At 71.0% G+C, this 18,248-nt stretch carries 17 protein-coding genes and 1 tRNA gene; 10 read left to right on the top strand and 8 right to left on the bottom strand.

What is annotated here, in order from left to right:
* Window positions 1-7: 7 nt before the first annotated feature.
* From arsJ to ACPOLB_RS01550, 7 genes are all read left to right on the top strand, one after another.
* Entirely contained in the window at window positions 8-1,240 is a 1,233-nt protein-coding gene (gene arsJ, locus ACPOLB_RS01580; RefSeq protein ID WP_425259542.1) for an organoarsenical effux MFS transporter ArsJ, read from the top strand.
* Window positions 1,241-1,252: 12 nt separating this feature from the next.
* Window positions 1,253-1,579 carry an ArsR/SmtB family transcription factor gene (locus ACPOLB_RS01575; RefSeq protein ID WP_425259541.1) on the top strand — a complete coding sequence of 109 codons (327 nt, stop codon included), beginning with the start codon at window positions 1,253-1,255 and terminating at the stop codon, window positions 1,577-1,579.
* 49 nt (window positions 1,580-1,628) lie between these two features.
* A complete protein-coding gene (locus tag ACPOLB_RS01570) occupies window positions 1,629-2,123 on the top strand; it encodes an arsenate reductase ArsC (protein ID WP_425259540.1) in 495 nt (164 codons plus the stop codon).
* Window positions 2,124-2,148: 25 nt separating this feature from the next.
* Window positions 2,149-3,168 (top strand): ACR3 family arsenite efflux transporter, encoded by a 1,020-nt coding sequence (arsB, locus tag ACPOLB_RS01565; protein WP_425259539.1) that lies wholly within the window; start codon window positions 2,149-2,151, stop codon window positions 3,166-3,168.
* A gap of 127 nt (window positions 3,169-3,295) precedes the next feature.
* The gene (locus ACPOLB_RS01560) at window positions 3,296-4,030 is read left to right on the top strand and encodes a hypothetical protein (RefSeq protein WP_425259538.1); all 735 of its coding nucleotides are present in this window, start codon (window positions 3,296-3,298) and stop codon (window positions 4,028-4,030) included.
* A 2-nt stretch (window positions 4,031-4,032) separates the two neighbouring features.
* On the top strand, window positions 4,033-6,078 hold the full coding sequence (locus ACPOLB_RS01555) for a hypothetical protein (protein WP_425259537.1): 2,046 nt from the start codon (window positions 4,033-4,035) through the stop codon (window positions 6,076-6,078).
* Window positions 6,079-6,153: 75 nt separating this feature from the next.
* Complete coding sequence (locus ACPOLB_RS01550; protein WP_425259536.1) at window positions 6,154-7,119, top strand: hypothetical protein; 966 nt, start codon at window positions 6,154-6,156, stop codon at window positions 7,117-7,119.
* A 10-nt stretch (window positions 7,120-7,129) separates the two neighbouring features.
* Here ACPOLB_RS01550 and ACPOLB_RS01545 read toward each other — a convergent pair whose 3' ends face one another.
* From ACPOLB_RS01545 to ACPOLB_RS01515, 7 genes are all read right to left on the bottom strand, one after another.
* The gene (locus ACPOLB_RS01545) at window positions 7,130-7,462 is read right to left on the bottom strand and encodes a cupin domain-containing protein (protein WP_425259535.1); all 333 of its coding nucleotides are present in this window, start codon (window positions 7,460-7,462) and stop codon (window positions 7,130-7,132) included.
* A 35-nt stretch (window positions 7,463-7,497) separates the two neighbouring features.
* Window positions 7,498-10,026 (bottom strand): ABC transporter permease, encoded by a 2,529-nt coding sequence (locus ACPOLB_RS01540; RefSeq protein ID WP_425259534.1) that lies wholly within the window; start codon window positions 10,024-10,026, stop codon window positions 7,498-7,500.
* On the bottom strand, window positions 10,010-10,762 hold the full coding sequence (locus ACPOLB_RS01535) for an ABC transporter ATP-binding protein (RefSeq protein ID WP_425259533.1): 753 nt from the start codon (window positions 10,760-10,762) through the stop codon (window positions 10,010-10,012). Before ACPOLB_RS01535 ends, ACPOLB_RS01540 begins: the two co-directional genes overlap by 17 nt.
* Before the next feature lie 78 nt (window positions 10,763-10,840).
* Window positions 10,841-10,931: transfer RNA gene (locus ACPOLB_RS01530), tRNA-Ser, on the bottom strand.
* Between the two features lie 17 nt (window positions 10,932-10,948).
* Window positions 10,949-11,323, bottom strand: coding sequence for a DUF2237 family protein (locus ACPOLB_RS01525; RefSeq protein ID WP_425259532.1), 375 nt, complete (start codon window positions 11,321-11,323; stop codon window positions 10,949-10,951).
* The gene (locus ACPOLB_RS01520) at window positions 11,320-12,231 is read right to left on the bottom strand and encodes an SPFH domain-containing protein (protein ID WP_425259531.1); all 912 of its coding nucleotides are present in this window, start codon (window positions 12,229-12,231) and stop codon (window positions 11,320-11,322) included. Before ACPOLB_RS01520 ends, ACPOLB_RS01525 begins: the two co-directional genes overlap by 4 nt.
* Before the next feature lie 8 nt (window positions 12,232-12,239).
* The gene (locus ACPOLB_RS01515) at window positions 12,240-12,689 is read right to left on the bottom strand and encodes an NfeD family protein (RefSeq protein ID WP_425259530.1); all 450 of its coding nucleotides are present in this window, start codon (window positions 12,687-12,689) and stop codon (window positions 12,240-12,242) included.
* Window positions 12,690-12,795: 106 nt separating this feature from the next.
* Between ACPOLB_RS01515 and ACPOLB_RS01510 the strand changes: the two genes are divergently transcribed.
* Window positions 12,796-15,069, top strand: a complete 2,274-nt coding sequence (locus ACPOLB_RS01510; RefSeq protein ID WP_425259529.1) for an Orn/Lys/Arg decarboxylase N-terminal domain-containing protein — start codon at window positions 12,796-12,798, stop codon at window positions 15,067-15,069.
* Between the two features lie 45 nt (window positions 15,070-15,114).
* Here ACPOLB_RS01510 and fabI read toward each other — a convergent pair whose 3' ends face one another.
* Window positions 15,115-15,900, bottom strand: a complete 786-nt coding sequence (fabI, locus tag ACPOLB_RS01505) for an enoyl-ACP reductase FabI (protein WP_425259528.1) — start codon at window positions 15,898-15,900, stop codon at window positions 15,115-15,117.
* 327 nt (window positions 15,901-16,227) lie between these two features.
* Here fabI and rimP point away from each other — a divergent pair, with 327 nt between their 5' ends.
* On the top strand, window positions 16,228-16,761 hold the full coding sequence (gene rimP / locus ACPOLB_RS01500) for a ribosome maturation factor RimP (RefSeq protein ID WP_425261998.1): 534 nt from the start codon (window positions 16,228-16,230) through the stop codon (window positions 16,759-16,761).
* Window positions 16,758-18,236, top strand: a complete 1,479-nt coding sequence (gene nusA, locus ACPOLB_RS01495) for a transcription termination factor NusA (protein WP_425259527.1) — start codon at window positions 16,758-16,760, stop codon at window positions 18,234-18,236. Before rimP ends, nusA begins: the two co-directional genes overlap by 4 nt.
* Window positions 18,237-18,248: the final 12 nt, after the last annotated feature.

Genomic DNA, 18,248 nt, shown 5'->3' with positions numbered 1-18,248 from the left:
CGACGCCATGAACACGGGCACCCGCAACTACGCCATCGTCACCGCGGCCTACTGGGGCTTCACGCTCAGCGACGGCGCGCTGCGCATGTTGGTGCTGCTGCACTTCTACCGGCTGGGCTACTCGCCGTTCACGCTGGCCTTCCTGTTCCTGCTGTACGAGGCGATGGGGGTGGTGGCCAACCTGGTGGGCGGCTGGCTGGCCACGCGCTACGGCATCCAGCGCATGCTGGTGGTGGGCCTGGCGACGCAGATCACCGGTTTCGCGCTGCTGTCGGCGCTGTCGCCGGACTGGACGGTCGTGATGTCGGTGGCCTGGGTCGTGCTTGCGCAAGGGGTGTGCGGCGTCGCCAAGGACCTCACGAAGACGGCCAGCAAGTCGGCCATCAAGCTGACGGCGGGCAGCGCGTCGGGGCAGCTCTTCAAGTGGGTGGCCTTCTTCACCGGCAGCAAGAACGCGATGAAGGGCGTCGGCTTCTTCCTGGGCGGCCTGCTGCTGCAGCTGCTGGGCTTCCAGCACGCGCTGTGGGCCATGGCGGGGCTGCTGGCGGTGGTGCTGGCCGGCGTGCTGGCCTTCGTGCCGCCGCTGATGGGCAGGAGCAAGGCCTCGAAGTCGGCGAAGGAACTGTTCGCCAAGAACCGCGGCATCAACCTGCTGGCCGCGGCACGCGTGATGCTGTTCGGTGCGCGCGACGTGTGGTTCGTCGTCGGCGTGCCGGTGTTCCTGTATTCGGCGGGCTGGAGCTTCACGATGGTGGGCGGCTTCCTGGCGCTGTGGACCATCGGCTACGGCGTGGTGCAGGGCCTGGCTCCGAACATCGTGCGCCGCAGCGACGACGGCCTGAGCAACGAGGTGCCGGCCGCGCGCGCCTGGTCGGCGGCGCTGGCCCTGGTGCCGATGGTGCTGGCCGGGCTGGTGCTGGCCCAGGTGCCGCACCTGGAGTGGGTGGTCGTGGGCGGCCTGGCGGTGTTCGGCGTGGCCTTCGCCGTGAACTCGTCGGTGCACAGCTACCTGATCCTGGCCTATGCCGGCAGCGAGAAGGCGGCCGAGGACGTGGGCTTCTACTACGCCGCCAACGCGCTGGGCCGCTTCTTCGGCACCCTGATGTCGGGCCTGCTGTACCAGCAGTTCGGTCTGGTCGGCGCCCTGGCCGGGTCGGGTGTGATGCTGGCCGTCTGCTGGATCGTGACCCTGGGCCTGCCCGTGCAGCGCAGCCTGCCATCGGCGTCGCCGGCCCACTGACCACGACGCACCATGGAAGAGAAGGCCGCCGTCTCCGCGCTGTCCGCATTGGCCCAGGGCATGCGCCTGCGCGTCTTCCGCGCCCTCGTCGGTGCCGGGCCGCAGGGCCTGACGCCGGGTGTGCTGGCCGCCACGCTGGACGTGAGCGCCTCGACGCTGTCCTTCCACCTGAAGGAGCTGATGCACGCGGGGCTCGTATCGCAGCAGCGCGACGGACGCCACCTCATCTACAGGCCCGAGCTGGCACGCATGAACGCGCTGCTGGACTACCTGGTCGCGCACTGCTGCGGCGGCGAGCCGTGCGCAGCGACGCCCGACGCGCGCTGCACCGACTGCTGACCTCCGCAGCCGCTCCACACCTCCACGGACAAGCCCCACGGACAATCCCATGAGCGACAAGGTCTACAACGTTCTCTTCATCTGCACGCACAACTCGGCGCGCTCGATCATCGCCGAGGCCCTGCTGAACAGCGCCGGGCGCGGCGGCTTCGTTGCCTACTCGGCCGGCAGCCAGCCGCGGGGCGAGGTGCATCCGCAGGCCCTGGCCACGCTGGCCAGGCTGCGCCTGCCGACCGACGGCTACCGCAGCAAGAGCTGGAGCGAGTTCGCCACGGCCGATGCGCCGCAGATGGACTTCGTCTTCACCGTCTGCGACAACGCCGCCGGCGAGGTCTGCCCCGTGTGGCCGGGCCAGCCGATGACCGCGCACTGGGGCGTGCCCGATCCGTCGGCCGCGCCGGGCGACGAGACGCAGCGGGCCCAGGCGTTCTGGGACGTCGCGACGGTCCTCAAGCGCCGCATCGACCTCATGCTGGCGCTGCCGCTGGCCGCGCTGGACCGGTTGGCCATCCAGCGTGAAGTGCGGGAGATCGGCAGCCGCTGAGCGCGGGCCGCCGACAATCTCGCGCATGGGACGCTTCGAGCGCTACCTCACCGTCTGGGTCGGCCTGGGCATCGTCGCGGGCGTGGGCCTGGGCCTGTGGGTGCCCGGGCTCTTCCAGGCCGTGGCGGCGCTGGAGCTGGCGCACGTGAACCTCGTCGTGGCCGTGTGCATCTGGGTGATGATCTACCCGATGATGATCCAGATCGACTTCGCGTCGATCAAGGACGTCGGGCAGCGCCCGCGGGGGCTGCTGCTCACGCTGGTGGTCAACTGGCTGGTCAAGCCCTTCACGATGGCGGCACTGGCGGTGCTGTTCTTCGAGCACGTCTTCGCGCCCTGGGTCGACCCGCAGTCGGCCAGCGAATACATCGCCGGCATGATCCTGCTCGGAGTGGCGCCCTGCACGGCGATGGTGTTCGTCTGGAGCCAGCTCGTGAAGGGCGACGCGGCCTACACGCTGGTGCAGGTGTCGGTGAACGACCTGATCATGGTCTTCGCCTTCGCACCCATCGCAGGCTTGCTGCTGGGCGTGACCGACGTCGCGGTGCCCTGGCAGACGCTGGCGCTGTCCACCGTGCTCTACGTGGTGCTGCCGCTGCTGGCGGGCGTCGCGACGCGGCGCCTGTGGCTGCGGGCGGGCGGACCCCGGCGGCTGGCCCAGGGGGTGGCGGCGCTCAAGCCGTGGTCGGTGCTGGGACTGATCGCCACCGTCGTGCTGCTGTTCGGCTTCCAGGCCGGCACCCTGGTCGACAAGCCGCTCGTCATCGCCATGATCGCCGTGCCGCTGGTGCTGCAGAGCTACGGCATCTTCGCCATCTCGTACGTTGCCGCTTGGAAGCTGCGCCTGCCGCACGACATCGCGGCGCCCGCCTGCATGATCGGCACCTCCAACTTCTTCGAGCTGGCGGTGGCGGTCGCGATCTCGCTGTTCGGCCTGCACTCGGGCGCGGCCCTCGCCACCGTCGTGGGCGTGCTGGTCGAAGTGCCGGTGATGCTGTCGCTGGTGGCGTTCGCCAACCGCACCCGGTCGTGGTTTCGCGCCTGAGCGCCACGGCCCAGGCACCGACGTCCATCGCCCGCCGCCCTGCACGGCTGTCGCGATGCGGCCGCTCGTGCGACACTGCGCCGCACCGCGCCGCCGACCGGTGCGTTCCCCAGGGGAGACACGTGCCGTGCTGGTGATCCGGGCGCATCAACTGCAGCAGCTGTCGCGGGCACGCCTGGAGCAGTTCGCGCACGAGCGGCGGCTCCACGCCCTGCGGCACCACCCGCAGCTCAGCCACTTCATCGGCGACGCCGCGCTGCGCCGCGCGGTGGCAGCCGGCATCACGGGCGCCCGGGCGCGCGGGCTGCACAACCGCGTCGAGGTGGCGCTCTACCTGGAGCTGGCCCTGCTGCTGGGCAGTGGCTTTGCCGACGATCCCCGCTGCCCCTGGGCGGCCACGCTGCTGGCGCCGGGCTGCCCGGGCAGCCCGCTGTTCCGCATGCGCCGCACCGTCGAGGCCGCCACCGACTGGCTCGATGCCAGCCACGGCCCTGAGAACACGCACCTGGTGCGCGGCCTGCTGCGCATCCGCGCGCTGACGCCGGCGTCGTTCGCCTCGGCGGCTGATGCCCCCGGCATCGTCGGCTGGCTCGCGGCATTGCTGCCGCAGCAGGCCGCGGCCTGCGGCGCCGGCGCCATGCACACGCTGGCCGAGGCGGCGCTGGACCGCGCCGCCCGCCACGGCATGACCGCGCCGGGCGACGCGGCCACCTTCGCGCTGCACCAGTTCATGCTGGGCAGCGCCTTCGACAACGATCCCCTGGTGCCCTGGGCCGGGCCGATCCTGGCCGCCGGCGGCAGCACCCGGGCCGCGGACCTGTTCGCGGCGTCGTGCCGCTACCTCGACGCCGTGCTGCACTGAGCATGGGCAACAGATCCGCCCGCCAGCAGGCGCTCGACGACATCGAGGCCCAGGACAACATGAGCCTGGAGGAACCGGTGCTGCAGTGCCTGCCGCCGGTGCTGACCGACCTGGAGGTGGCCAGCGGCGCACTGTTCTGGCAGGGCGACCGCTGGTGGACGACGCAGCACCCGACGCTGCCCGCCGTGGTGATGGCCCGCACCCGGCCCGACAACGCAGGGGCCTGGGCCGCCATCGCCTGGGACGGCGACGGTGCGCCGGGCGTCCGGAGCCATCTGCGCGACGTCTCGCGCCAGACGGCGACGCTGATCGCCGCACCGCGCATCGTGGGCGCCACGTTGAACGCACCGCGGCTGCAGCAGCGCGTGGACGTCTGGAACCTCGTGCAGCTCGACTGCGACCTTCCCGTGCACGTGGGCGGCACCACCTGGAAGGGCCATGCCGGGCACATCGCGGGCGACGTCGCCACGATCACGGCGACGACGAACCCGCAGCATGCCGATGTCTGGGCCCGGCTGCGCTGGCAGCCGGCCGGCACGCCGGGCCAGCCCAACCAGCAGCGCCACGCCGTCGCCACCGCAGGCGACCGCGTGGTGGACGTGGTGCTGGGCACGCCGGCCATCGGCGAGATCCGCCTGCAGGCCACGCTGCACATCTGCGAGTGGCCGCGGCTGCAGGTCGCCTGGGCCGAGTTCGACAGCCAGGTCGTCCTGAACGACGGGGCGACCCACATCGACGACGCCTTCGACCGGCGCTGGCAGGAAGGCAGGCCCGAGGCGCGACCGGGCATCCAGGCGGGCCGCGCCACCGACCAGGTGCAGTCCCCGCTGTGCTGGCCGGCAGGGGCCACGATGCGCCTGCGCGCCGGCCTGCGCGTCACGCGCCGCACGACCGACGACGAGACCGTGCAGGTCGAGGCGCGGGCGACCATCGACGGCGTCGCGATGACCTGGACCGCGACCGTGCAGGTCCCGGCATCGGCAGGGGTCGGCGACGAGGTGCAGGTGGCCCAGGTGGCCGCCAGCGCTGCGCTGCCTGCCAGCAAGGTCCAGTGCGTGGATGCGATGCGCATCGACTGGTTCATGCAGGATGCCGACGCTGCCACCTGGGTGGCCTGCGGGCACACCACGCACCAGCTGTACGTGACGCTCGCGGCGCCCACGGACGATCTCTACTGGACGTTGCTCGACATCTCCTGCAGGGCGGCCCACGGCAGGACGACCGCCGACACGGTGGTCGACGGCACCTTCAACGCGTTCAGGGGGCAGATCGGCGACGGGCGCGGCTTCCGCCGGCTCGGCGACGGCGTGACGATGCGCTACTACGGCGAAGGGGCCAACACCGCGCAGGGCGTCGAGGTGCAGTCGCCGCGCGGCATCCTGAGCAACGGCACCGGCAGCGGGCGCTGCGGCGGCTGGGCCCGGCTGATGGCGCACACGATGGCGCTGCACGGCATCGACGTGCTGCTGTACACGATGGACTGCAGCGCGCTCGCGGCCAACACCATCCTGCATGTCCGCAACTTCACCCACGACGGTGCCGGCACCTGCACCACGCCGCCGTACACCCACAAGGGAAGCGAATGCACCAAGCTCGACGGACTGCCGGGGCAGGGCAAGACCAACCCGCAGTTCCTGTTCGGCGACCACGCCGCCGTCTACTACAACAACCGGATCTACGACCCTTCGTACGGCGTCGGTCCCGAAGCCGACCCGGCGCGCTACGAGCGCAATGCGATCGCCGGACTCGGCTCGCTGGGCACGGCCGGCAACCGTGCCACGTTCTTCACGCTCGCCGACGGCACCGAGCAGGTCAAGGCGAACCGGTGCTGCGAGGGCTTCTTCGTCGAGGCCATGCCCGCCGCCGGCACGCTGGACCAGGTGGCCTTGCCTTTCGGCAGAGCCGGCGCCGACCTGTGGAATCATCCCTACAACCGGCGCACCCGGGCCGCAGGCATGAACCCGCCGCCGGCGGGAACCACGCTGTACATCCCGCGCAGCTGGGCGCCGAACCGGCTGATGCTGACCCACGGGACACGGCCACCATGACCGGAGGCGCACACCATGGCCGCAGAGCGCACCATCGGGCGGCGACACGCCCTCGCCATGCTGTGGGCCGCCGCCATGCCAAGTGACTTCGCCGCGGCAGCCACTCCCATCGAGCTGCACCCGCTGCCCGTGTCCGAGGCCGAGACCGTGAGCGGGCTCGCGCTGGTGGGCGACCGCGATCCCCGGCAGGCACCCCGGCTCGTGCTTGCGCACGACGTGCTGCCCGCGGGCCGGCGGCTCGCGGTCATGGATCTGGCAGGTGGGGCCCCGGCGCCGCTGGCCGGGTTCCTGCACCGGGCGGCGTGGGCGGCGGCGCCCGACGGGCCCGGTGCGCTGCAGGTCGTCGCGACCGACAACGGCAGCGCCGGATCGGGCCTGCGGTGGCAAGGTGCCGACGGCCGCAGCAGCGACGTCAGCAGCCACGACCGCTTCGGCGTGTACGACGCACCGGTGTTCGTGCGCCCGGTGCTGCAGGCGCCGGCGGCGGTGGCGGCGGTCGGCCTGGTCGGCGGCCGGCAGCGGCCGGTGGTGTTCCTGCCGCAGGACGGCGGGCGCTATGCCCCGGGGGTGGTGCTGCCGCAGCCCCGGCCGGGCGTGGTGCTGGCCGTGCGGCTGCTGCGGGTCGGCGCAGGGCACCTGCAGGCGACCCTGCTGTTCCGCCCCGGTGCCGCGCCACGCCAGCGCACGCCGCGTCCGGCCGACGGGCTGGTGCAGGGCGGCTGGCTCGAGTGCCAGCGGCTGGACGCGGAACTGCGGCCCTTGGGCGACGCCTGGCGCCCGTTCGGGGACGGCACGGTGTGGGAGTTCGACGCCGAGGCGGTGGGCGACCGCGCGGTGCTGCTGGCCACGGTCGACGGCGGGTTGGCGCTGGCCGTGGGCGTGGCCGCGGTCGGTGCGGTGCCGCCGCTGCACGTGCCATCGACCACGGCCCTGCAGGCGCCGGCCGTGCTGGCCGCCGGCGGCGTGCTGCACGTCGCGGCCCTCGCCGGGCGCGCCTCGCCGCGCGCCACCGTGCTGCTGGGGCAGATGCGGCTGCCGTGACGCCGCGCGCTCAGGGCTTGCGCAGTGCCACGGTCACCAGCGCCGAGGCGTCCTGCAGGGCGGTGACGCTGTGCGCGACGCCGCCGGGCAGGTGCAGCAGCTGGCCGGCCCGCAGCAGGTGCTGCTTCCCCTGCGCGGCGACCTCGATCGTGCCTTCGACGCACTGGATGACGAAGTCGCCCGCGACCTGGTGCGTCGGCAGGGCCTTGCCGGCGGGCAGCACCAGGCGCATGAGCTCCAGGTCGTCGGACTTGAAGAGCGCGACCGAGCGGGCTGTGGTCAGGCCGGCCCCGAGGGGACGGACGTCGACGACTTCGCCGGGCCGGACATGTGCGATGGCCATGGCGCGCAGTATGCGCGCCGATCGCCTGCCAGCGTTCAGCCGCCGCTGCGCAGCAGCATCGCGGGGTTGAGCCGCATCTGGGCGAGCAGGTAGCGCGCACCCAGGCCCAGGCTCAGGCCGCTGACGCCGAGCGCCGTGAGCGCGCCGGTCCAGTACAGGCCGGCCGGGCTCATGTCGAGCCGCCACAGCAGCAGCCCGGTGCCGAGCGCGCTGCCCGCCAGCAGCGCGAAACCGGCGGTCACGGCGGCCAGCAGTGCGTATTCCCACAGCAGCACGCGGCGCAGCGTGGCGTGGCGCGCGCCGAGCGCGTGCATCACCGTGGCGTCGTAGACCTGCCGGCTGCGGCTGGCCGCCACCACGCTGGCCAGCACCAGCAGGCTGGCCGCCAGGCACACGCCCGCCACCACCGCCAGCCCGCCGCTGGCACGGCCCATCAGTGCACGGGTCTCGCGCAGCACCGATTCCGTCCGCACGGTGGCGATGTTCGGCGCCACGGCCGCCAGCCGGTCCTGCGCGGCGAGCGTCTCGCCGGCCGGCAGCCAGGCCGCGCCCACGTGACGCGTGATGAACGGATCGAGCACGCCGTCGCTGAAGATCGCCTCCAGCCACAGGCGCGACTGCATGCGCCGCTGGCTGTAGATCGCGGCCAGCGTGGCATCGACCGGCGTGCCCATGATCTCGAAGCGCAGGCGGTCGCCGACCTGCAGGCCGATCTGATCGGCCTCGCGGTCTTCCATGGCCACCAGCGGCGCGCCCGCGTGGTCGGCCGGCCACCAGGCGCCGCGGTCGATGACCACGTCGTCGAAGTTGCCGCTGCGGTTGCTCAGCTTGTGTTCGTCGCGGGCCTCGCGTGCACGTTGCCCGTCGGTGCTGTCGCGCAGCGGCGTGCCGTTCACCGCCACCAGCCGGCCCAGCACCAGCGGCGCGGTCTGCACGCGGTCGCGCTCAGGCCGGGCCTGCAATGCCTCGTGCAGCACCGGGATCTGCGGCGTCTGCACGTCGTAGAAGACCAGCGCCGGCGCGTTGGCGGGCACGGTGGCGTTCACCGTGCGCAGCAGCGTCGTCACCACCAGCGTGCAGGCCACCAGCAGTGTGAGCGCCGCACCCAGCGACAGCAGCGCCGCCCGCAGCGGCGAAGCGGGCTGCTGCAGGCCGGCCAGCGCGAGCTGCAGTTCCAGCGGCAGGCGCCGGTGGTGCTGCAGGCGCGCGGCCAGGCGTTTCAGGCTCCGCGTGAGCGCGTCCAGCAGCGCCAGCAGCGCGCCGGTTGCGGCGACGAAGGCCAGCCCGAAGCGCGGGTCGGGCAGGCTGGCCACCAGCATCACCAGCACCGCCAGGCCGGCCAGCGCCGTCAGCCACCAGGTGCTGCGCGGCGTGCGCAGCGCCAGACCGTCGGTGCCGCGGAACAGCGCCGCCGGCGTGACCGACAGCGCGCGGCCCAGGGCCGGCAGCGAAAACGCCACCGCCGTCAGCACGCCGAAGAGCAGGGCCACCAGCGCGGGCTGCCACAGCCCCTGCAGCAGCACCACGACCGGCAGCCGCTCGGCCACGATCTGCGCGCCGGCCAGTGCCAGCAGGCTGCCCAGCACGGCGCCGGCCGCGCTGGCCAGCAGCGCCAGCATCACCACCTGCGCCAGCACCATCGTCGCCAGCCGGCCATCGCGCAGCCCGAGGGCGCGCAGCGTGGCCAGCGACGCGAGCTTGCCTTGCAGGTAGGCCTGCACGCTGTTGAACACACCCAGGCCGCCAATGAACAGCGCCGAGAAGCCGATCAGCAGCAGGCCGGACCCGATCTGCGCCAGCACCTCGGCCATGCGGTCGCCGCGCTCGTCGTAGCTCCGCACCTCGGCGTCGAGCGCAGGGAAGGCAGCCAGGAAGGCGTCGCGCCAGTCGGCAGCGGCGGTGTCGGTGCGCACCCGGTAGTGGTACTGGACACGGCTGAGCGGTTGCACCAGCCCGGTGGCCTGCAGGGCACCATCGGCCACCAGCACCGGGGCGCCGCCCCAGTCCGCACGCAGGCTGCGGTCGGGCTGGCGCACGATCAGTGCACGGACCGCCAGCGACAGGTCGCCGATCTCGATGCGGTCGCCCACGCGCAACCCGAGCCGCTGCGCGAGCGTGCCGTCAACGGCCGCGCCCCACGGCAGTTCCGTCCCGGTGGCACCGCCCGCAGCGCGCTGCGCCAGCGTGTCGGCCAGCGGGCCGGCCGGAGCGAGTTCCACGGTGCCCACCAGCGGGTAGGCGCCGTCGGCGCTTTGCAGCGTGATCAGCTGCGCGCGGCCGTCGGCGGTGCGCAGCATGGTGCGCAGCTCGATCACCAGCGACACGCGGCCGCGCGCCTGTGCCCACGCCAGCGCGTCGGCAGGCAGCGGGCGGGCCGTCTCGATCTCCACGTCGCCGCCGAACATCAGCCGGGCATCGTTGTGCAGCGCATCGGCCACCTGGCGGTACAGCCCGCCACCGGCAGCCACCAGCGTCACGCCCAGCACCAGGCAGGCGACAAACACCCACAGCCGCCGGCCGCTGGCGCGCAGGTCGCGCCAGGCCAGGTCAAGCAGGAACGGCATCGGCGGGCGCCCGCAGGCTGGCGGGGTCGGTCTCGTGCAGCTGCCCGTCGTGCAGGCGCAGCACGCGGTCGCAGCGCGCGGCGAACGACAGGTCGTGGGTCACCAGCACCAGTGTCGTGCCGAAGTCGCGGTTCAGCTCGAACAGCAGGTCGCGCACCGACTCGGCCGTCTGGTCGTCGAGGTTGCCGGTGGGCTCGTCGGCCAGCAGCAGGCGAGGGCGGTGCACCAGCGCGCGCGCGATCGCCACCCGCTGCTGCTCGCCCCCGGACAGCTCGGACGGTCGGTGCTGCAGCCGCCCGCCCAGGCCCACGCGCGCCAGCATCGCGCCGGCCACGTCGCGTGCGTCGCGGCGTCCCGCCATCTGCAAGGGCAGCGCCGCGTTGTCGAGTGCGCTCAGGCTGGGCAACAGGTGGAAGCTCTGGAACACGATGCCGATGCGGTCGCGCCGCAGATCGGCCAGCGCGTCGGCGTCCAGCGCGCCCAGGTCCACGCCATCCACCACCACCTGGCCGGCGCTGGGGCGCTCGAGCCCCGCCAGCAGCAGCAGCAGCGACGTCTTGCCCGAACCGGAAGGGCCGGCGATGGCCACGCGCGTGCCGGCCGCGATCTGCAGGTCGACGCCGCGCAGCACCTCGACGCGGCGCGAGCCGAGCGCGTAGCCCATGGTCAGCTGTCGCACGGCGATCAGCGGCGGCTGCGGGGCCGCGGGAGACGGGGTGGGCGGTGGAGCTGTCATGCCGGCCATGATGGCCGATGTGCCTGGCGCGATCAGGGGCCGGTGCACGAACCTCGCGCGGTGGCGGGGCTTTGGAGGTGGCGGAAGGGGCGGGATTCGAACCCGCGGGGGGCTGTTAACCCCCACACGCTTTCCAGGCGTGCGACTTAAACCGCTCATCCACCCTTCCGCAGCGAAGGCGCGAGTTTAGCCGAGAGTCGGTGCGGCGCTCTTGCGCAGCCACTCGATCAGCACGTACTCCAGCGCCTTCGCGTGGGTGCTGTCCAGCACCACCGGCGGCGCACAGCCGGCCTCGTAGGCCTCGCGCCAGCGCAGCGCGCACACGCACCAGCGGTCGCCGGGCTTCAGGCCGCGGAAGCGGTGTTCGGGGCGCGGGGTGATGAGGTCGTTGCCGCGTTCCATCTGGAAGTTCAGGAACTCGACCGTCATGCGCGCGCAGACCACGTGGCTGCCGGCGTCGTGGGCATCGGTGTTGCAGCAGCCGTCGCGGAACCAGCCCGTGAGCGGATCGTAGGAGCAGGGCACCAGCGCCGTGCCCAGCACGTTCAGCGCCTGCGTCACGGCTTGCCGCCGCCCTTGACCAGCGCCATCGCGGTGCCGATCAACCCCGCGACCTCGCCCATGTGGCCGGGCACGATCATGGTGTTGTTGGTCTTGGCCAGCTGCCCGTAGGCGTCGACCGCGCGCTCGGCCACCTTCAGCTGCACCGCCTGCTCGCCGCCGGGCTGCTGGATGGCGGCGGCGATCTTGCGGATCGCGTCGGCCGTGGCGTCGGCCACCGCGGTGATGGCCGCGGCCTCGCCCAGCGCCTTGTTGATCTCGGCCTGCTTCTCGCCTTCGCTGCGCGCGATGAAGGCCTCGCGCTCGCCGGTGGCGATGTTGATCTGCTCCTGGCGCCGGCCTTCGGAGGCCGCGATCAGCGCGCGCTTCTCGCGCTCGGCGGTGATCTGCGCCTGCATGCTGCGCAGGATCTCGGCCGGCGGCGTGAGGTCCTTGATCTCGTAGCGCAGCACCTTCACGCCCCAGGTCATCGCGGCCTCGTCGAGCGCGCTCACGACGCTGGCGTTGATGAGTTCGCGCTCCTCGAAGGTCTTGTCGAGCTCCATCTTGCCGACCACGCTGCGCAGCGTGGTCTGCGCCAGCTGCGTGATGGCCGTGAGGTAGTCGCTGCTGCCGTAGCTGGCCCGCATGGGGTCGGTCACCTGGAAGTACAGGATGCCGTCGACCTGCAGCTGGGTGTTGTCGCGCGTGATGCAGACCTGGCTGGGCACGTCCAGCGGCACCTCCTTCAGCGAATGCTTGTAGGCAGCGCGTTCGATGAACGGGATGACGAACTTCAGCCCGGGCGTGAGCGTGCGGTCGTACTTGCCCAGGCGCTCGACGACCAGCGCCGTCTGCTGCGGGACGATCTTGATGGTGCGCGCGATGAAGATGACGGCGATGACGGCCAGGACGAGGGCGATTTCCATGCGGGCTTTCAGTGGGACGTGCGGGGGGAGGCGGGGCTGACGCTGAGCTGGTTGCCCTGCAGCGCCACGATGACGTGTTCGCCCGGTGCCGGCGTGCCCGGGCCGGAGAAGCGCACCGACCAGCTGCTGCCGCGGTAGTGCACGCGCGCGGTGCCGTCGGCGTTCCAGAAGGTCACCTGCACGGGCTGACCGATGTCGATCACGACGTCCGGGTTCGACGCCGCGGGCGCCGAGCGCGGTGCCCGTGCGCGGCGCAGGTGCCACAGGCCGGTCGCGCCGCCGCCGGCCAGCGCTGCCAGGGCCACCTGGGCGGTGCCGCCGAGCCCGGCATGGGCGGCGAGCGCGGCGGCTGCACAGCCCAGGGCCAGCATCAGCAGGTAGAAGGTGCCGGTGCCCAGTTCCACCGCCACCAGCACGCCGGTGGCCAGCCACCACAGCGTCGAGGCGCTCCAGTCCATGCGTGTCTCCAGATCGCAACTCGGGGCAGTCTAGCGCCATGCGCATGGCCCTTGGCCGCCTCTACACTTCGCGCTCTCTCGTCCATCTGCCCCGAGGCTGCCCGCCATGCTGCGCTTCCACTTCCCCATCGTCATCATCGACGAGGACTACCGCTCGGAGAACACCTCCGGATTCGGCATCCGCGCACTCGCCCAGGCGATCGAGAAGGAAGGCTTCGAGGTGCTGGGCGCCACCAGCTACGGCGACCTGAGCCAGTTCGCGCAGCAGCAAAGCCGCGCCAGCGCGTTCATCCTGAGCATCGACGACAACGAGTTCCAGGGCGGACCCGAGCTCGACCCGGCGGTGCTGAGCCTGCGCAAGTTCATCGAGGAGATCCGCTTCAAGAACGCCGAGATCCCGATCTACATCTACGGCGAGACGCGCACCAGCCAGCACATCCCGAACGACGTTCTGCGCGAGCTGCACGGCTTCATCCACATGTTCGAGGACACGCCCGAGTTCGTGGCGCGCCACATCATCCGCGAAGCGCGCAGCTACCTCGACGGCGTGGCACCGCCGTTCTTCAAGGCGTTGATGGACTACGCGCAGGACGGCTCCTACAGCTGGCACTGCCCCGGCCACAGCGGCGGGGTGGCGTTCCTGAAGAGCCCGGTCGGGCAGATGTTCCACCAGTTCTTCGGCGAGAACATGCTGCGGGCCGACGTCTGCAACAGCGTCGAGGAGCTCGGACAGCTGCTCGACCACACCGGCCCGGTGGCGGCCAGCGAGCGCAACGCCGCGCGCATCTTCAACGCCGACCACTGCTTCTTCGTCACCAACGGCACCAGCACCAGCAACAAGATGGTGTGGCACCACACGGTGGCACCGGGCGACGTGGTGGTGGTGGACCGCAACTGCCACAAGAGCATCCTGCACAGCATCATCATGACCGGCGCGGTGCCGGTGTTCCTGACGCCCACGCGCAACCACTACGGCATCATCGGCCCGATCCCGGAGAGCGAGTTCTCGCGCGAGGCGATCCAGCGCAAGATCAAGGCCAACCCGCTGCTGCAGGGCGTCGACGCCAAGAAGGTCAAGCCGCGCATCCTGACGCTCACGCAGAGCACCTACGACGGCGTGCTCTACAACACCGAGACCATCAAGCACGAGCTCGACGGCTACGTGGATGCGCTGCACTTCGACGAAGCCTGGCTGCCGCACGCGGCCTTCCACACCTTCTACGGCACCTTCCACGCCATGGGCAAGAACCGCCCGCGGCCGAAGGACCAGCTGGTGTTCGCCACGCAGAGCACGCACAAGCTGCTGGCCGGCATCAGCCAGGCGAGCCAGGTGCTGGTGCAGGACGCGCGCGAGCGCAAGCTGGACCGCCACCTCTTCAACGAGGCGTACCTGATGCACACCAGCACCAGCCCGCAGTACGCCATCATCGCCAGCTGCGACGTGGCCGCGGCGATGATGGAAGCGCCCGGCGGCCCGGCGCTGGTGGAGGAGAGCATCCTCGAGTCGCTCGACTTCCGCCGCGCGATGCGCAAGGTCGAGAAGGACTTCGGCCGCGACTGGTGGTTCAAGGTCTGGGGTCCGGACAAGCTGGCCGCCGAGGGCATGGGCAAGAGCAGCGACTGGGTGCTGAAGGCCGGCGCCAAGTGGCACGGCTTCGGCGCGCTGGCCGACGGCTTCAACCTGCTCGACCCGATCAAGTGCACGCTCATCACGCCGGGACTGGACATGTCGGGCAAGTTCGCCAAGACCGGCATCCCGGCCAGCATCGTCACCAAGTTCCTCGCCGAACACGGCGTGGTGGTCGAGAAGACGGGGCTCTACTCGTTCTTCATCATGTTCACGATCGGCATCACCAAGGGCCGCTGGAACACGCTGCTGACCGCGCTGCAGCAGTTCAAGGACGACTACGACAAGAACGCCCCGCTGTGGCGCATCCTGCCCGAGTTCTGCGCTGCCCACCCGCGCTACGAGCGCATGGGCCTGCGCGACCTCTGCCAGCAGATCCACGAGCACTACGCGAAGGGCGACATCGCACGCCTCACCACCGAGGTGTACCTGTCGGACCTGCACCCGGCGATGACGCCCAGCGAGGCCTACGCGCACATCGCGCACCGCAAGACCGAGCGCGTGGCGATCGACCAGCTCGAGGGCCGCATCACCACCAGCCTGCTGACGCCGTACCCGCCGGGCATCCCGCTGCTGATCCCGGGCGAGCGCTTCAACAAGCGCATCGTCGACTACCTGCGCTTCACGCGCGAGTTCAACGCCGCATTCCCGGGTTTCGACACCGACGTGCACGGGCTCGTCGACGACGAACCCGGCGCCGATGGCCGGCGCCGGTACTACGTGGACTGTGTCCGGACGTCGTCCAGCGCCTGACGCAGGCCGCCGGGCCTGCAAGCCCGGCGGCTGCGTCCTGTTCGGTCAGTCGTCGGCCGAACCGCCCATGACGTGGCTGAAGCCACCGTCGACGTAGGTGATCTCGGCGGTGACGCCGGCCGCCAGGTCCGACAGCAGGAAGGCGGCGACGTTGCCGACGTCGTCGATGGTGACGTTGCGGCGCAGCGGGGCGTTCTTCTCCACCACTTCCAGGATCTTGCCGAAGCCCTTGATGCCGCTCGCTGCCAGCGTCTTGATCGGGCCGGCCGAGATGCCGTTCACGCGCACGCCCCGCGCGCCCAGGCTGCCCGCGAGGTAGCGCACGCTGGCCTCCAGCGAGGCCTTGGCCAGCCCCATCGTGTTGTAGGCCGGCACGATGCGCAGCGCGCCCAGGTAGCTCAGCGTCAGCAAAGCGGCGCCCGGCCGCAGGCGCGGGGCCGCGGCCTTGGCGAGCGCGCCGAAGCTGTAGGCCGAGATGTCGTGGGCGATGCGGAAGTTCTCGCGCGTGAAGCCGTCGAGGAAGTCGCCGGCGATCGCCTCGCGCGGCGCGAAGCCGATCGAGTGCACGAAGCCGTCGAATTCGGGCCAGGCCTGGCCGAGCTGTTCGAACAGCGCGGCGATCTGCTCGTCGTTCGAGACGTCGCAGTCGTAGATCAGGCTGCTGCCGAATTCGCGCGCAAACTCCACGGTGCGCTCGCGAAAGCGCTCGCCCACGTAGCTGAAGGCCAGCTCGGCGCCCTCGCGGTGGCAGGCGCGCGCGATGCCATACGCGATGGACCGGTTGGACAGCAGGCCGGTGATGAGCAGCCGCTTGCCGCTGAGAAAACCCATGGTGACTCCGTGACTCCGTCGTGTCGAAGGGGCGCGATTCTCGCATTCTGCGGCGCGGTGGGCGCGCATCTTGCCTGAGTGCCGAGGGCCGGCTATAATGCGCTTTTCCCGGGTAAAGCTGCGTGGGCGGATTCTTCCAGCCCATTTTTTTTGCGCGGTCGCTTTGCAGGTGTTGCAGTGGATGCAGTCGATGCAAGCGGCCGTCGCGCAAACGGCCCGACCCCCGGGTGTGGCGAAGCGTACACAACAGGGCACAGGTCGGAGATCTTGGGCGGCACGGAAGCAGACAGCGACATCACGCCAGGCGGCACGCAGCCCAAGCTGCGCCTGAGCTGGCGCGACACGATCGAGCAGACCGTCACCGGGTTGGGCTACGACCTGGTGGACGTGGAGCGCTCGGGCCGTGGTCTGCTGCGCGTCGACATCGATCGCCTGCCCGGCCGCTCGTACCCTGGTGGCGACGGCGAATTCGTCACCGTCGACGACTGCGAACTCGTCACGCGGCAGCTGCAGTACGTGCTGGAAGTCGAGTCCGTGGCGTACGAGCGGCTGGAAGTGTCGTCGCCCGGTCTCGACCGGCCGCTGCGGCGCCCGGCCGACTACGTGCGCTTCGCCGGTCAGGAAATCTCTCTCACGCTGAAGCTGCCGTTCCAGGGCCGCAAGGTCTGGAAGGGCGTGCTGACGCTGGTGGACGGCGCATTCACGCTGGTGTTCAACGATGGCAAGGCCGACCAGGTGCTCGCCTTCACGCTCGACGAAGTGCGTGAGGCGCGTCTGGTTCCGGTCGTGGATTTCAAGGGTCGGCGCGGTCTGAAGACCGGCACCGAACCGACAAGAGAAGACGGAGGTCAGGAGCGATGAATCGCGAAATGCTGATGTTGGTGGACGCCATCTCGCGCGAGAAGACGGTCGAGCGCGACGTCGTCTTCGGCGCCGTGGAAGCTGCGCTCGCCTCGGCGACGAAGAAGCTGCATGGCGGCGAGGTCGACATCCGCGTCGCGGTCGACCGCGACACCGGTGACTACGAGACCTTCCGCCGCTGGCACGTGGTGCCGAACGAGGCCGGCCTGCAGAACGCCGACGCCGAGGTGCTGCTGTTCGAGGCGCAGGAGCAGATTGCCGACATCGAGGTCGACGACTACATCGAGGAAGCCGTCGATTCGGTGCCCATCGGTCGCATCGGTGCGCAGGCGGCCAAGCAGGTCATCCTGCAGAAGATCCGCGACGCCGAGCGCGAGCAGCTGCTCAACGACTTCATGGCGCGCGGCGAGAAGATCTTCGTCGGCACCGTCAAGCGTCTGGACAAGGGCGACATCATCGTCGAGAGTGGCCGTGTCGAAGGCCGCCTGAAGCGCAGCGAGATGATCCCGAAGGAGAACCTGCGCACCGGCGACCGCGTGCGTGCGTTCATCCTCGGCGTCGACCCGACGCAGCGCGGCCCGCAGATCATGCTGTCGCGCAGCGCGCCCGGCTTCATGATCGAGCTGTTCGCCCAGGAAGTGCCCGAGATCGAACAAGGCCTGCTCGAGATCAAGAGCTGCGCCCGCGACGCCGGCAGCCGCGCCAAGATCGCCGTCATCAGCCACGACCGCCGCGTCGACCCCATCGGCACCTGCGTCGGTGTGCGCGGCTCGCGCGTCAACGGCGTCACGACCGAGCTCGCCGGCGAGCGTGTCGACATCGTGCTGTGGTCGGAAGACCCGGCGCAGTTCGTCATCGGCGCGCTGGCGCCTGCCAACGTGCAGAGCATCGTCGTCAACGAGGAACCGCATTCGATGGACGTGGTGGTCGACGAGGAGAACCTCGCCATCGCCATCGGCCGCGGCGGCCAGAACGTGCGCCTGGCGTCCGAGCTGACCGGCTGGCGCATCAACATCATGACCGCCGAGGAATCGCAGGCCAAGCAGGCCACCGAGTCCGAGTCGGCGCGTGCGCTGTTCGTCGAGAAGCTCGACGTCGACGAGGAGGTCGCCGACATCCTGATCGCCGAGGGCTTCACCAGCCTGGAGGAAGTGGCCTACGTGCCGCTGCAGGAGATGCTGGAGATCGAGAGCTTCGACGAGGACACCGTGCACGAGCTGCGCACGCGTGCCAAGGATGCCCTGCTGACGATGGAGATCGCCCGCGAGGAGAAGGTCGAGGAGGTCTCGCAGGACCTGCGCGACCTGGAAGGCCTGACGCCCGAACTGATCGGCAAGCTCTCCGACGGCGGCATCCACACCCGCGACGACCTGGCCGATCTGGCAGTCGACGAACTGACCGACATGACCGGCGTGGACGAGGCCCAGGCCCGCGCGCTGATCATGAAGGCGCGCGAGCACTGGTTCACCGCCTGACCGCCCGCGCAC

The organism is Rubrivivax soli, from assembly GCF_049810355.1.
In the GTDB taxonomy this organism is placed as follows: domain Bacteria; phylum Pseudomonadota; class Gammaproteobacteria; order Burkholderiales; family Burkholderiaceae_C; genus Rubrivivax.
The sequence above is the reverse complement of the archived record's forward strand: the minus strand, read 5'-3'. Positions and strand labels throughout refer to the sequence as shown.